Annotated in this window: 16 protein-coding genes; 9 read left to right on the top strand and 7 right to left on the bottom strand. The window is 47.1% G+C overall.

Annotation, left to right across the window (positions count from 1 at the left end; genetic code table 11):
• Position 1 precedes the first annotated feature (1 nt).
• Together DXE35_RS10785 and DXE35_RS10780 are read right to left on the bottom strand one after the other, a co-directional pair.
• On the bottom strand, positions 2–613 hold the full coding sequence (locus DXE35_RS10785; RefSeq protein WP_331851959.1) for an aspartyl/asparaginyl beta-hydroxylase domain-containing protein: 612 nt from the start codon (positions 611–613) through the stop codon (positions 2–4).
• Positions 614–617: 4 nt separating this feature from the next.
• Positions 618–824: an aspartyl/asparaginyl beta-hydroxylase domain-containing protein gene (locus DXE35_RS10780; protein WP_231970111.1), complete on the bottom strand. Its 207-nt coding sequence runs from the start codon at positions 822–824 to the stop codon at positions 618–620.
• A 288-nt stretch (positions 825–1,112) separates the two neighbouring features.
• Here DXE35_RS10780 and DXE35_RS08675 point away from each other — a divergent pair, with 288 nt between their 5' ends.
• Both DXE35_RS08675 and DXE35_RS08670 read left to right on the top strand, forming a co-directional pair.
• Positions 1,113–1,403: a hypothetical protein gene (locus tag DXE35_RS08675; RefSeq protein ID WP_197714034.1), complete on the top strand. Its 291-nt coding sequence runs from the start codon at positions 1,113–1,115 to the stop codon at positions 1,401–1,403.
• 77 nt (positions 1,404–1,480) lie between these two features.
• Complete coding sequence (locus DXE35_RS08670; RefSeq protein WP_114690259.1) at positions 1,481–1,801, top strand: HU family DNA-binding protein; 321 nt, start codon at positions 1,481–1,483, stop codon at positions 1,799–1,801.
• Positions 1,802–1,888: 87 nt separating this feature from the next.
• On the opposite strand, the gene rodA is transcribed toward DXE35_RS08670, so the two are convergent.
• Genes rodA through DXE35_RS08645 form a run of 5 tightly spaced genes read right to left on the bottom strand, consistent with a single transcriptional unit; the run spans position 1,889 to position 7,459 of the window.
• Complete coding sequence (gene rodA / locus DXE35_RS08665; RefSeq protein ID WP_114690258.1) at positions 1,889–3,040, bottom strand: rod shape-determining protein RodA; 1,152 nt, start codon at positions 3,038–3,040, stop codon at positions 1,889–1,891.
• On the bottom strand, positions 3,022–4,929 hold the full coding sequence (gene mrdA / locus DXE35_RS08660; RefSeq protein WP_114690257.1) for a penicillin-binding protein 2: 1,908 nt from the start codon (positions 4,927–4,929) through the stop codon (positions 3,022–3,024). Before mrdA ends, rodA begins: the two co-directional genes overlap by 19 nt.
• A gap of 8 nt (positions 4,930–4,937) precedes the next feature.
• Positions 4,938–5,462 carry a rod shape-determining protein MreD gene (gene mreD / locus DXE35_RS08655; protein WP_114690256.1) on the bottom strand — a complete coding sequence of 175 codons (525 nt, stop codon included), beginning with the start codon at positions 5,460–5,462 and terminating at the stop codon, positions 4,938–4,940.
• Positions 5,459–6,391: a rod shape-determining protein MreC gene (gene mreC, locus DXE35_RS08650; RefSeq protein WP_114690255.1), complete on the bottom strand. Its 933-nt coding sequence runs from the start codon at positions 6,389–6,391 to the stop codon at positions 5,459–5,461. The genes mreD and mreC overlap by 4 nt, the downstream gene beginning before the upstream one ends.
• Positions 6,392–6,415: 24 nt before the next feature.
• Positions 6,416–7,459 (bottom strand): rod shape-determining protein, encoded by a 1,044-nt coding sequence (locus tag DXE35_RS08645; RefSeq protein WP_114690254.1) that lies wholly within the window; start codon positions 7,457–7,459, stop codon positions 6,416–6,418.
• A 62-nt stretch (positions 7,460–7,521) separates the two neighbouring features.
• Here DXE35_RS08645 and gatC point away from each other — a divergent pair, with 62 nt between their 5' ends.
• The 7 genes from gatC (at position 7,522) to dksA (ending at position 14,135) form a co-directional block, all read left to right on the top strand.
• Positions 7,522–7,815: an Asp-tRNA(Asn)/Glu-tRNA(Gln) amidotransferase subunit GatC gene (gene gatC, locus DXE35_RS08640; protein WP_114690253.1), complete on the top strand. Its 294-nt coding sequence runs from the start codon at positions 7,522–7,524 to the stop codon at positions 7,813–7,815.
• On the top strand, positions 7,812–9,329 hold the full coding sequence (gene gatA, locus DXE35_RS08635; RefSeq protein ID WP_114690252.1) for an Asp-tRNA(Asn)/Glu-tRNA(Gln) amidotransferase subunit GatA: 1,518 nt from the start codon (positions 7,812–7,814) through the stop codon (positions 9,327–9,329). Before gatC ends, gatA begins: the two co-directional genes overlap by 4 nt.
• The gene (gene gatB, locus DXE35_RS08630; RefSeq protein WP_114690251.1) at positions 9,326–10,798 is read left to right on the top strand and encodes an Asp-tRNA(Asn)/Glu-tRNA(Gln) amidotransferase subunit GatB; all 1,473 of its coding nucleotides are present in this window, start codon (positions 9,326–9,328) and stop codon (positions 10,796–10,798) included. Before gatA ends, gatB begins: the two co-directional genes overlap by 4 nt.
• Positions 10,799–10,820: 22 nt before the next feature.
• Positions 10,821–11,495, top strand: a complete 675-nt coding sequence (locus DXE35_RS08625; protein ID WP_114690250.1) for a DUF484 family protein — start codon at positions 10,821–10,823, stop codon at positions 11,493–11,495.
• On the top strand, positions 11,476–12,477 hold the full coding sequence (locus DXE35_RS08620) for a tyrosine recombinase XerC (RefSeq protein WP_114690249.1): 1,002 nt from the start codon (positions 11,476–11,478) through the stop codon (positions 12,475–12,477). The genes DXE35_RS08625 and DXE35_RS08620 overlap by 20 nt, the downstream gene beginning before the upstream one ends.
• Before the next feature lie 71 nt (positions 12,478–12,548).
• The gene (locus tag DXE35_RS08615; RefSeq protein ID WP_114690248.1) at positions 12,549–13,535 is read left to right on the top strand and encodes a CobW family GTP-binding protein; all 987 of its coding nucleotides are present in this window, start codon (positions 12,549–12,551) and stop codon (positions 13,533–13,535) included.
• A gap of 222 nt (positions 13,536–13,757) precedes the next feature.
• Entirely contained in the window at positions 13,758–14,135 is a 378-nt protein-coding gene (dksA, locus tag DXE35_RS08610; RefSeq protein ID WP_114690427.1) for an RNA polymerase-binding protein DksA, read from the top strand.
• The last annotated feature ends 11 nt before the right edge of the window (positions 14,136–14,146 follow it).

The raw sequence follows: 14,146 nt of genomic DNA, 5'->3' as shown, positions 1-14,146 counted from the left end.
ATTACCAAAATAGGGCCCACAAAATGCCCAGAATGAGTACCCACTTGCCAACGTAATAAACAGAGCGGTGTTTCGCTTTGAGTTTTTTGGCTTGCGCACGAAGTTGGTAACAATAAGTAAACAACACATTTACAAAGCCCACTTTTTCGCCTTCGACGTTTTGAGAAGAGGCTGCGCTCATTACATATCGCCCAAACCAGCGATTGAATAGTTCTACTGCTTTTGTATAAACAGGACGCTCTACATCGCAAACTAAGATGATTCGTTGTGGATCAGTTGCATTGGCTGCGAAATGAATATAGGTCTCATCAAACATGACCGCTTCGCCATCCATCCAGCAGTAGCGTTCGCCATCTACATCAACAAAGCACTTCGGGTCATTGGGGATGTAGAGGCAAATGTGGTAACGCAAGAAGCCGTCATAAGGGTCAGGGTGACGTACTAGCGTTGCTCTAGGCGGCAGAGAGGCAAACATGGCGGCCTTCACAGGGGGGATTGATTTAAGCAGGGCGACCGTTTTTTGGCACTTTGCTTGGGCTGACGGCACCTCTTTTCCATACCAGCAAAGATGAAAACGTTTCCAGCCGGCTCTAAAGCAAGAACTAAAGCCAATGTCATTATATCCGGTAGCTGCGGCAATCGAGCCACCCTCTTGTAAGAGAAAGTGCTTCCTGACGAATCATGTCCCAGTTGTCTTGAATGACCTTCATTTCTGGAAATTGGTCGACGGGGATAAAGGCGTCCGCTTTTACTTTGGAGAATAGATATAGGAGTGCATTTACTGGCGCTAAAAGCACTTGATAGTCTGTAAGTGATCGGACCACCCCAAAACGTACTTTTCATCGGAAATAGACATAAACCGCTGAGGCTACAAATATAAAAAAGATGATGTGGCGAATTTCCATGGACTCTATCGAAGTAAGGTAGTTGTTCATATTTTAATTTGTATATCAGTGCGAAATAGACTATTTCTTACGCTGAGATGCTCATATACTTCATATAGAAACTATCAATATCCACGTAGGGTTTATGTGGAGATTTACCAAGGAAATTTTGATGAATAGCTTTATAAAATGGCTCTTAAGCCTTGTTTTAGTTGGGTTAGTTGGTAAATGCTAAATTGGAGCTACGGTAGCGGCGAGCGCGCGGGATATGTGCAGACATTCTCTAATCGTGGCTATTTATGCAAGACCTGGGAAGGTGAATTAGCGATGGTTTCCGTGCCAGGCACCATGTCAGAAAAATTCCTCTTTACGGTGCGTGAAGATGTTGTGGCGCAAAAAATAAATGCTAATTTAGGAAAAAAAGTAGCACTAAAGTATGAGCAACACATTGGATTGCCTACTACCTGTTTTGGCGATACCGAGTATTTTGTTTCTGATATTACAGTTTTGGATGAGTAATGTGTAGTCGTAGTAAAAAATTGCTGTAACGCAACCATATTTTTGTAATTTTTTGTGGTTAAAATCATGTAAGCGTAATGTGCGCTGACATCAATATCTATAAGGAGCTTCACTTGAACAAATCCGAACTAATCGCGGCGATTGCTGACGACGCGGAGATTTCTAAAGCCAAAGCTGAATTTGCATTGAATTCTGCTATCGAGAACATCATCAAAGCTGTTACTAAAGGTGACTCAGTACAACTGATCGGCTTTGGTACTTTTTCTTCTGGCAAAAGTGCTGCACGTATGGGTCGTAACCCAAAAACTGGCGAGCCGCTCAAAATCGCTGCTGCAAAAACTGTTAAGTTTTCTGCTGGTAAAACATTTAAAGATTCAGTTAACAAGCGTAAGAAGTAATTCTTCCTTTGTTGATAAAAAAGCACGGCATGCAGGGCTTTTTTATTTCCTACAGAAACCTCAGGCTTCTAAAGCAATTTTTTTTATTTAGCTTTGTACTAAACGGCGGTGACGATGAATACTCATCAAAATACCGGCACCAAAACCAAGGGTGACTAACGCCGTTCCACCGTAACTAATAAATGGCAGCGGTATGCCAACCACTGGCAGAAGTCCGCTGACCATGCCAATGTTTACAAATGCATAAGTAAAGAAGATCAGTGTGACAGATGCGCCCAATAAACGGGTAAATAAATTTGGCGCGCTTGCCGAAATTGCAAGCCCTCTTTTGATCAGCGCAAAAAACAGTGCTAACAATACTAGGTTTCCTAGTAAGCCAAACTCTTCAGAGAAAACGGCAAATACAAAGTCAGTATGTTTTTCTGGAATGAATTCCAAATGCGCTTGTGTTCCTTGAAACCAGCCCTTGCCAAAGAATCCGCCAGAGCCAATTGCGATCATTGACTGAATGGTGTGGAAGCCTTTTCCTAATGGATCGCTAGTGGGGTCTAGCAAAGTGCAAATGCGATGTTTTTGATACTTGTGTACAAACGGCCAAACAACATCATGGGCGCAACTGGTGCTACCGAAAATAATAATTAATAAAATGCCAACAACACCAAGTCCTACGAATGGCAGAATCCATTTCCAAGGAAGGTCTGCCAGAATAATCACATAAAGCCCTGCCGCAAAAACAAGCAAGGCGGTACCGAGGTCAGGCTGACGCGCAATTAAGAAGACGGGAATTGCCAAAATAATTCCAGCAACCGCATGGTCCCAAGTTTTTTGTATGCCTTCGCGCTTCTGGAAGTACCACGCAAGCATCAGCGGCATAGCAATTTTCATAATTTCTGATGGTTGAATGACAACGCCAATGTTGAGCCAACGACGCGCGCCTTTTTTAATAAGTCCAAATGCGGCCACGGCAATTAAAAGCGCGACACCAAGTCCGTAGATCCAAATGGCACCCATCTCCAACCATTTTGGTGGAATACGAGAGACAAGCCACATCACCACAAAAGAGAGCGCGAGGTTGCGCAATTCATCTGCAATTTGTACGGGCGTATTTTGACTGGCGGATAAAAAAGTAAAAAAGCCGACAGCCGCTAAGCCAAGTAAAATAAGGCCGAGCTGGCGATCAAGGCCAGAAAAAATACCAAAGAAAAATGCTTTTACTTTAATTAAGGGGCTCTTTTCCATTCAGGAATCTCCTTAGGCCACTTGCCCTCAATGTAGTAATCCAATGCTTTACGTGCGATTGGTGCCGCGTACTGCGCGCCAAAGCCTGCGTTCTCTACAACCATCGCGATCACGATAGTATGTTTATCAGCGGGTGCAAATGCAATATACAAAGCATGGTCACGCAAGAACTCTGCAGTTGCTCCATGCTTATATTCTTTCGAGTTCAAACTAAAAACTTGCGCAGTCCCTGTTTTGCCACCAACTTGGTACCCAGTTCCTTTAAATGCAGCTGCTGAAGTGCCAGAATTATTGACTTCAAGCATGGCTTTCTTAATCACTTCAATATTGTCCGCATTCAGATCGATGCGATAACTTTCTTTGGGTGTTGTAAGAACTCTGTTGCGCGTAAATGGATCTTCAATGGCGTTGACTAAATGGGGTTTCATGACGATGCCGTTATTGGCAACGTTTGCCATGGCATGAGCTAATTGCAAAATAGTGAAAGCGTTATAGCCCTGACCAATGCCTAGCGAAATCGTTTCACCTGCGTACCATTTTTGCTGCTCTGGTTTTTTGAAAGTATTTTTCTTCCATTCGGTAGATGGCAAAACACCCCTCGCTTCACCTTGCAGATCAATGCCAGTAATTTGGCCAAAGCCCAGTGGCTTCATAAATTCAGCGATCATGTTGACACCCATATCACGCGCAAGCATGTAGTAGTAAGTATCGCAAGATTCCACAATAGACTTTTGCATATCAACAATACCGTGACCACCTTTTTTATCGTCGCGGAAAGTGTGATTGCCAAAGCCAAAGTAACCAGGATCTGAAATCGTTTGTGATGGTGTGCGTTTTTTATTTTCTAAAGCCGCTAATGCCATGAACGGTTTGTATGTCGATCCTGGTGGGTAGATGCCTTTAAGTGGGCGGTTGTAGAGGGGTTTCTGTGGCGAGTCATTCAACTCTTTCCAGGTGAGTGAATCAATGCCTTCAACAAAATCATTTGGATTGAAGTTAGGCTTAGATACAAATGCCAATACATCGCCCGTCTTAGGTTCAATCGCTACAAATGCGCCCCGGAAATTTCCATATAGTTGTTCAACCAGGTATTGCAGCTTGATATCAATCGAGAGAACCACATTCTTGCCAGGAACCGAAGGTGAGCTAGAAAGAGTGCGAACGGGTTTGCCACCCGCGGTAATTTCTACTTGATCATATCCAGGCACTCCGCGCAGCACAGTTTCATAACTTTGCTCCAAACCAATTTTTCCAACGTACTGAATGCCTGGCAAGAACGAAGCTTGTAAAGCATCTGGATTATCTGCTTTTGCACTCTCAATTTCAGCTTGCATGCGTTCCTTGTCTTTCTGAGAAACGCGGCCAATATAGCCAATTAAATGGGAGGCCAATTCGTTGTAGGGGTACTCCCGAAAGCTTCTAGCGTGGATTTCTACCCCAGGAAAACGGTAGCGAGTGGCCATAAAACGGGCTGTTTCGGTCTCATTGAGCATGGAGCGCAGGGGAACAGCGCCCATATTGCGGGAATCTTCCAGTGAGCGCTTGAAATTACGACGGTCTCTAGGGGAAATATCAATAATTTCGGAAAGATCATTGATTAACTGATCTACGTTACCTTTTACTTCTTCAGCATTGACGTCTAGGGTGAGGGCGGAGTAATTTCTGCCAATGACGATGCCATTGCGGTCAATTAAAAGACCGCGATTTGCTGGTGCAGGAACGAGGGCGATACGATTGCTTTCCGCAAGTAGCGCGTATTTGCCGTGGCTAACGAGTTGCAGCCACACAAGACGAGTGACTAGCAAGAGAAAGCAAAATGAGACAAATAGAGTCGCAATATGAATGCGCTCTTGAAATGAGTCGAGACCCGGTTTTTTAAAAGAAACCATGCTGCTTCTTAGAGAGGTCGATTGTGATCAACATCTATAGGACGACGCTGTGGTGCAAGCAATATGCGTGTAGCCAAAGGCCAGAGCATCGCTTCAATTAAGGCCTGCATGGCTCCTGTAAGAGCCCACCAATAGAGTTCGCCGCTGAGTAGCCAATGGGCTAGCACGGGAAATAATGATACCAATAAGAAAATGGGAAGTAGGTGTAGGGCTTGTGACAGCACCGTGAGAGCCACAATACGTCTGTGCCATGAAATCGCAAGATAGGCGACTAATGAGTAACTAAACGTATGCAGGCCCAGCAAGTCAGCATTGTGCACATCCATCATCAAGCCAAAAATGAAGGCGGTGATCACGCTTACATATCGATGTTGATGAATATTCCAAAACACAATACATAGAATTAACCAATCGGGCACCCAACCATAATTACCAATAGGCAATAGGTTTAATAGCAGCGCGCAAAACAAGCTGAAGTAAATAAAGACCGGATTTACCTGGCGCAGAATATAGCCGCTCTGGCAATCAATCATTGCATTCCCCGCGCGCGTGTTTGTCGGCGACCTGGCGTATTTGTCAGCGGAGCGCCAGTTACTGATTTATTGTTCGTTGATGCTTTGGCATCAAACCGCGGATCATATAAAAGCGCTAATGCCTGGCGATAGCGATTGACTGCGGCAACTGGCACGCAAAATACATTCGATGAATTTTTGTCTACATCGCGTTCAATTTTGCTAATGACAGCTACCGCAAAACCGGGAGGGTAGACACCATCAATTCCAGAAGTCAGCAAAATGTCGCCGACTTCTAAATCGCTGGCTACGGGCAGATAGCGAAGTTCTAGAGGATGGCCGCGCCCTGCGCCAAAAACGGCCGCACGCAAGCCATTTCGGGCTGCTTGGACGGGAACTGCAAAGTCTCGGTCTTCTAGCAAAGAAACCTCGGCAGACCGGTCATAGAGGCGGACTACCTGGCCCAATATGCCGGAACCATTGGCGATTGGGTTGCCTAGCTTCAGGCCATCGTTGCTACCACGATTAATCACAATCCGTTGTGAAATCGGATTGGGTGGATTGAACAGAATTTCTACTGGCAGTGTTTTGAACGGAACTTGTTTTTGTAGGGCCATGAGCTCGCGCAAATTCTGATTCTCTACCATCAGAAATGCAGATTGATTTGCCAATAACGAGAGCTCCGCTTGGCGAACTTTCATCACTTGATTTTCTTGATCAAGGGTTGCACGGGTTGTGAAATATTCTGAGGTCGCCTCGAATGCATTGCGCGGTGCCATCATGACATATTCAAGAGGACGCAAAATCCAATTCACATTATTGCGAATGGGATCGAGTGCTTTGAAACGAAAATCGATCAGCATCAGAGCGATGCTGATCGACAGGCAGACAATCAGTTTGAGTAAGGCCGGAATGCCCTGTCTGAAAAGTGGTGGAGCGCTATGTTGCAATTCCCTGGTCGACGTGTATGTCGCTTACTCGTGCGAGAACACTCCGCCTAACTTATCCATGCGCTCAAGTGCGATACCGCAACCACGAGCCACGCAAGTTAAAGGATCTTCTGCAACATGAATCGGCAAGCCAGTTTCTTCCAACAGGAGGCGATCGAGGTCGCGCAATAAGGCGCCGCCGCCAGTGAGCATCATGCCGCGCTCAGCAATGTCGGAGGCCAACTCAGGTGGAATCTGCTCGAGAGCCGCTTTAACTGCAGTTACGATTTGCTTCAGGGGATCAGTCAATGCTTCGAGGATTTCATTGCTGGTAACGGTAAAGCTACGTGGGATACCTTCGGAAAGATTGCGACCTTTTACTTCCATCTCGAGTACTTCAGCACCAGGGAAAGCAGAACCAATCGTTTTCTTGATCAACTCGGCAGTTTGCTCGCCAATCAACATGCCGTAGTTGCGACGAATGTAATTGGTAATGGCTTCATCAAACTTGTCACCACCAACACGAACTGAGCCTTTGTAAACCATGCCGCCTAATGACATCACGCCAACTTCAGTTGTACCGCCGCCAATGTCGACAACCATCGAGCCAGCAGCTTCGGAAACTGGCAAGCCAGAACCAATTGCAGCAGCCATTGGTTCTTCAATCAAAAATACTTGTGAAGCGCCAGCACCTAATGCAGATTCACGAATCGCGCGACGCTCAACTTGAGTAGAGCCGCAAGGAACGCAAATGATGATGCGTGGACTCGGCTTTAATAATTTGCTTTCATGCACAAGCTTGATAAATTGCTTGAGCATTTGTTCGGTAATCGTAAAGTCGGCAATAACGCCGTCTTTCATTGGGCGAATTGCTTCAATATTCCCTGGAACGCGACCCAACATCGCTTTCGCATCTTTGCCGACAGCCAAAATGGTCTTTTTGCCGTTTGGACCACCTTCTTGGCGAATTGCCACGACCGATGGTTCATCGAGGACAATACCCCGCTCACGCATATAAATTAAGGTGTTGGCGGTTCCTAGGTCGATGGCTAGGTCATTGGAAAAGTAGCTGCGGAAAAAACCAAACATGATTGTAGTGGGAAAATAGAAAGTGTTAATGAAACTATATAGGCATGATACTCTAGCGCCGCATGAAACTTGATGATGTCCAGCGCATTGCGCACCTTTCTAGGCTTGAGTTAAATCAGGCAGAAGCCGAGGCAGTTTTGCCTCAATTACAGGCCATTTTTTCCTTGGTTGAGGACATGCAGGCTGTCGACACGACTGGTCTTGAACCTTTGGCTCACCCCATCCTCTTTTTGCGTGATTTGGCCCAACCAATGCGTGTTGACCAAGTCACTGAATCAGACCATCGCGCTGAAAACATGCAATCTGCCACTGCCCAGCAGGATGGCTATTTCTTGGTGCCAAGGGTGATCGAATGAGTTGGCACAACACTTCTATCGCCTTAATGGCAAAAGCACTGGCGGCCAAAGAGGTCTCTAGTACCGAGATAACCCAATACTTTTTGGGCCGCATTGATGCTGGAAAACAGTGGAATGCCTATCTTGATGTGAATGCTCAGTTAAGCTTAGAGCAAGCAAATAAAGCAGATCAGCTGATTTCTTCTGGAAAATCGGGCAAGTTAACGGGGATTCCTGTTGCGCACAAGGACGTCTTTGTAACGCGCGGTTGGAAGTCCACTGCTGCCTCAAAAATCTTGGCTGGATATCAAAGTCCTTTCGACGCTACAGTGGTAGCCAATCTGGGTCTCCCAGATGAAAACAATCCCCATGGCGCTGGCATGGTTTGTCTGGGCAAAACGAATATGGATGAATTCGCTATGGGCTCATCCAACGAAAACTCCGCCTTTGGACCGGTTTTAAATCCTTGGAATGCGGCTCACGTAGCCGGCGGTTCTTCGGGCGGCTCTGCTGCAGCGGTTGCTGCTGGCTTGGCCCCTATCGCTACAGGTACTGATACAGGTGGGTCGATTCGTCAGCCAGCCGCATTTTGTGGCCTTACCGGAATTAAGCCCAGTTATGGGCGCGTTTCTCGCTACGGCATGATTGCTTATGCCTCTTCACTTGATCAAGCTGGTCCGATGGGCAAGACTGCGGAAGATTGCGCATTGCTTCTTTCGGCAATGTCATCACACGATCTTCGTGACTCCACTTCTTTGGCTGATTCGGGAGAAGACTATGGTCGTTATCTAAATCAAGCGTGGAAAGAAGGCAATACAAATGCTGCAAAACCATTGGAAGGTTTGCGTGTCGGTTTGCCAAAAGAATTTTTCGCGGAAGGTTTAGCTGCTGATGTTGCTAAATCCGTAAATGAAGCAGCGAAGCTCTTAGAAAATTTAGGCGCGACATTAGTTGAAGTCAGGTTGCCTAAAACAAAATTATCTATTCCGGTGTATTACGTTTTAGCGCCAGCGGAAGCATCAAGCAATCTGAGTCGTTTTGACGGCGTGCGTTATGGCTATCGCGCGAATGAGTATCGCGATCTTGGTGATATGTATGCAAAGTCTCGTACCGAAGGTTTTGGTTCTGAAGTGAAGCGCCGCATCATGATTGGAACCTATGTTCTTTGTCATGGCTATTACGATGCCTACTATCTTCAAGCGCAAAAGATTCGTCGCATTATTGCGGCGGATTTTCAGGCGGCGTTTAATCAATGTGATGTCATCCTCGGGCCCGTAGCCCCTGATGTAGCTTGGCGCTTAGGCGAGAAATCAAAAGATCCAGTGCAAATGTACTTAGAAGATATTTACACACTTTCTACTAACTTGGCAGGCTTGCCAGCCATGAGCGTTCCGTGTGGATTTAGCGGTAATAATTTACCTATTGGCATGCAACTGATTGGCAATTATTTTTCAGAAGCACGCTTGCTCCAAGTGGCCCATCAATATCAGCAAGCCAGCGATTGGCATTTGCGTCAAGCAAGTGGGGTGGCATGATGCAATGGGAAGTCGTTATTGGTCTAGAGACCCACGCGCAGTTACAAACGCAATCTAAAATTTTTAGTGGTGCAAGTACTCGCTTTGGCGCGGCACCAAACACTCAAGCATGCGCAGTGGATTTAGCGCTGCCTGGTGTATTGCCAGTATTGAATCGTCAAGCGGTTGAGCATGCCATTCGATTTGGTTTGGCGGTGAATGCCAAGATTTCGCCAGCGAGTATTTTTGCGCGTAAGAACTATTTTTATCCCGATCTTCCTAAGGGCTATCAGATTAGCCAGATGGAGATCCCGGTTGTGGTTGGAGGTCAGGTGGAGATTCTGGTTGGCGATGAGATCAAAGTGGTGGAGCTCACTCGCGCGCACATGGAAGAAGATGCCGGTAAGTCGGTTCACGAAGAAGGTTTTGCTGGCCCTCATGGTGAGCCTTCAAGCGGGATCGATTTAAACCGCGCTGGTACGCCGCTCCTCGAGATCGTGACTGAGCCAGTCATGCGTAGTGCTGCCGAGGCCGTTGCCTATGCTAAGGCTTTGCATGGCCTCGTAGTTTGGCTCGGTGTTTGTGACGGCAATATGCAAGAAGGCTCTTTCCGTTGTGACGCAAATGTATCGGTTCGACCCAAGGGTCAAGCTGAGTTTGGGACTCGCTGTGAAATTAAAAATCTGAACTCCTTCCGCTTCTTGGAAGGGGCAATTCAATACGAAGTGCGTCGTCAAATTGAATTAATTGAAGATGGTGGCACGGTTGTTCAAGAAACACGTCTGTATGATCCCGATCGTGGTGAAACCCGTAGCATACGTAGCAAAGAAGACGCGAACGACTACCGCTACTTCCCTGATCCCGATCTTTTGCCAGTGGTAATTGATGATGCTTGGATTGCGGATGTGCGCAGCAAGATGCCAGCGCTGCCAGCGCAACTGCGCGAACAGTGGCAAAGCGAATTTAGTTTGAGTGCATATGATGCGCAGCTGCTGACGCAAGATCGCGACACTGCAAAAGTGTTCGAGGAATTGTTGGCTATCGTAGGTAAGCCTTTGGAAAAAGCGGCGGCCAATTTAATTGCTGGTGAATTTGCTTCCTCGCTAAATCGTGCCGGCATCGCTACAGCGGACGCGCCATTAAAAGCGGCGCATTTAGCGCCATTACTTACTCGCGTTGCTGATGGCACGATCTCTAACAAGATTGCTAAAGATATCTTTGCCATTCTTTGGGAAGAAGCGCTTGCAGGCAAAGCCATTAGCACGGTTGATCAAGTGATTGATGCCAAAGACTTGAAGCAAATTAGCGATAGTGGAGCCATTGAGGCCATCATTGATCAAGTGCTTGCCGCAAACCAGAAGTCTGTTGAAGAGTTCCTCTCTGGCAAAGAGAAGGCATTTAATGCGCTGGTGGGTCAGATTATGAAAGCCTCACAAGGCAAGGCTAATCCTGGCCAAGTGAATGAGCTCTTGCGTAAAAAGCTTGGCTAACAAACGAACAGTCAGAAGAAAGATGAGTGCAATCGATCCAAAGCAAGCCGAGCAAGAAGCGTTGGTGGCTGAGTGGTTACGTGTAACCCATGGGTTCTTCGATCGCTATGCCGATCTCTTGAATGAGATTCGAATTAAGCCTCCGCACGAAGATCGGGCCATCTCTTTGCAAGAGCGTCAGATGACAGTATTGCGGACACAAAATCAGGAGCTCAATCGCCGCTTAAGTGAGATGTTGCACTTTGGTAGTCGCAACGATAAAACACAGCAAAGTTTAGTTGCCTGGTTGTTACGCTTAATGAAGGCAAACAATAAATCTGATGCGGAGGCTGCAATTACCTCTGGCTTGGCGGAAGTGTTTGAGGTGGAGCCTGCACAATTGTTATCGCCTAACTCTGCTTTTAGCCCGTGGGTAGATACGCCTTTATGCGGTTCGGCAAAAGAATTGGCTGCCGCCAGCGTAGATTTATTGGCCAGCCAAACCACGATCGACCCTGAATGGCAAAGCATGGTGGCTATTGGCCTGCCTTTGGGGAAGAGTGTTGGCGCCAATCAATCTCCAGCAGTATTGCTGTTCGCAAGTAAAGATGAATCACGTTTTACTGCCGATATGGGTGCTTTCTATTTGCGCCAGATCGCCGAACTAACTGCAGCAGCTTTGGATCGTATCCAGGCTTATGAAATTAAAGGCGACTGAACTTCACCCCCTCATGCAAGAGTATTTGCATGAGCTACATGTGTTGCGTCAACTCTCGCCACATACGCTCAAGGCGTATGGCATCGATTTGAGTGATCTACAAAATTTTGCATCTGAAGATACCGTTGAATTACTGAAGGTAAGTAATGGTCACGTGCGTCGCTGGGCGGGTCGCTTGCATTCCAAAGGCAAATCTTCAAGAAGTATTGCAAGAGCCCTTTCCGCATGGCGCGGTTGGTATGACTGGCTTAGTGAAAAAGATGCGCGGCGCAATGTGCGTGATGGCAAAGTCACTGGCGGCTTGATTGCAAATCCTGTCGATGACGTGAAAGCGCCTAAGCGCCTAAAGTCGTTGCCCAAAGCCTTATCTGTTGAGCAAGCATTGGCTTTGGTAAATCAAGCCGTCAAGGAGGTGGAAGAGCAAAAAGATTTCGAATCCATTCGGGATGCGGCGATGATTGATTTGCTCTACTCCTCAGGATTGCGCCTGTCAGAGCTCTTGGGTATTGATGTGATGCAAAGCAAAGATCGTCAGCATGAATCTGCTGGCTGGTTAGATTGGGATGCTGCTGAAGTAACGGTTTTGGGTAAGGGCGGTAACAGGCGTTCTGTACCGGTTGGCGTGCCAGCGATGAAATCACTTGCGGCGTGGCGAGAATTGCGTGATGCCGGTGAGTACGCCGAAAGATCAATTGCCTTATTTTTATCCGCTACCGGCAAGCGTCTATCCCCTCGCACCGCTCAAGCGCGCTTACGCACCTTAGCCATGCGCGCTGGTTTGCCGACGCATGTGCACCCCCATATGATGAGGCATAGTTTCGCGAGTCATGTATTGCAGTCCTCACAAGATTTGCGTGCTGTGCAAGAGATGTTGGGGCATGCCAGTATCGCCAGTACCCAGATTTACACCTCCCTAGACTTTCAGCACCTAGCTCAGGCATACGATAAGGCGCATCCACGCGCAAAGGCTGGCAAAGGCTGAGGAACTCGGTAAGACAGAAGGTTTCCCGCTTTGGGAATCTATGGTTTTTTTAGATTTTGATTGGATCATCCATGGCATTAATTCCGGTAACCATTTTGACGGGCTTCTTAGGAAGCGGCAAAACTACTTTGCTCAAACACATCTTGAGTGAAGAGCACGGCAAAAAAATTGCCGTGATCGAGAATGAATGCGGGGAAGAAAATATTGTGCAAATGAGTAATGGCTGCATTTGCTGCACCATCCGTGGTGATCTGGTGGATGCGCTAAACGAGCTTTGGGAGCAGCGCAAAGACAAGAAGAGTAGTTTTGATCGGGTTGTGATTGAAACCACTGGTGTGGCCAACCCTGGCCCTGTAGCCCAGACATTTTTTATGGATGATGATGTTGCGGATCACTATGTCCTAGATGCCGTTGTCACCCTGGTGGATGCCAAGCACGGTCAGCAACAACTCAATGAGCATGAAGAAGCGCAACGCCAGGTTGGCTTTGCGGATCAAATCTTTATCACTAAGACGGATCTGGTTACGCCTGCCGAAGTTGATGCCTTGCGTAATCGCCTCATGCACATGAACCCAAGGGCGCCTATTGCCGGCATTTCCAATGGTGTGGTGCCTTTGAATGCCGTCTTAGATCTTAAGGGCGTCAATCTCAATGCCAAGCTAGATATTCACCCCCATTTCTTGGAGCAAGAAGATCACGACCACAGCGCATACGGACATGATCACAGTCATGACCATCATCACCATGGTCACGCAGGCCATACAGACCGCATCCAATCCTTCGTTTTTCGTAGTGATAAACCCTTTGATCACAAAAAGTTGGAAGACTGCCTCGGGGGCATTTTGGAGGTCTTTGGCGAGAAGATGTTGCGCTATAAAGGGGTGCTTTATGTGAGGGGGCGCTCTCGAAAAGTGGTGTTTCAGGGGGTTCATCAGATGATGGACAGCGATTCGGCTGGTCCATGGGGTGCCGAACCCAAACAAACCCGTATGGTGTTTATTGGCATCGATTTGCCCAAAGACACCCTACTGGCTGGGCTTGAGGGATGTTTGGCCTAGAAAGATTCGGGTAAAATCCGCCGCCACGGTCAATATTGCTGAAGATTGATTCCGAGGTAATAAAAGTTTGGCAGAATGAGGCAATAATGCTTCAAACCAGGAAAGAATGAGATGACGGTAAAAACGGCAACAAAACCAGCGACTGCTGCAAAGACTAGCGGCAAGGCTGCGAGCGCTAAAGTCGCCAAAGGTGCGCCATTGACTGAAGCGGAATTGCTCAAGATGTCCGACAAGGACTACATGAATGCTGCGCAGTTAGATTTTTTCCGTCAAAAATTGTTGACGCTCAAAGACGACATTTTGAAGAATGCGTCTGAGACAACAGAGCATCTGCGTGAAAATATTTTGGTTCCAGATCCTGCCGATCGTGCGACGATTGAAGAAGAGCATGCGTTGGAATTGCGCACACGCGATCGCGAACGCAAGCTGCTCAAAAAAGTAGAGCAAGCATTGGCGCGCATTGAATCCGGTGACTATGGTTGGTGTGAAGAAACTGGTGAACCAATTGGTTTGAACCGTTTAATTGCAAGGCCTATAGCCAATTTATCTCTTGAGGCTCAAGAGCGTCGCGAACTCCGTCAAAAATTATTTGGCGAATAAATTTAAGTAGC

The sequence above is a fragment of the Polynucleobacter necessarius genome (assembly GCF_900095215.1).
Taxonomy (GTDB): Bacteria; Pseudomonadota; Gammaproteobacteria; order Burkholderiales; family Burkholderiaceae; genus Polynucleobacter; species Polynucleobacter necessarius_H.
Note: the sequence above shows the minus strand (reverse complement) of the source record. Positions and strands in the feature narration are given on the sequence as shown.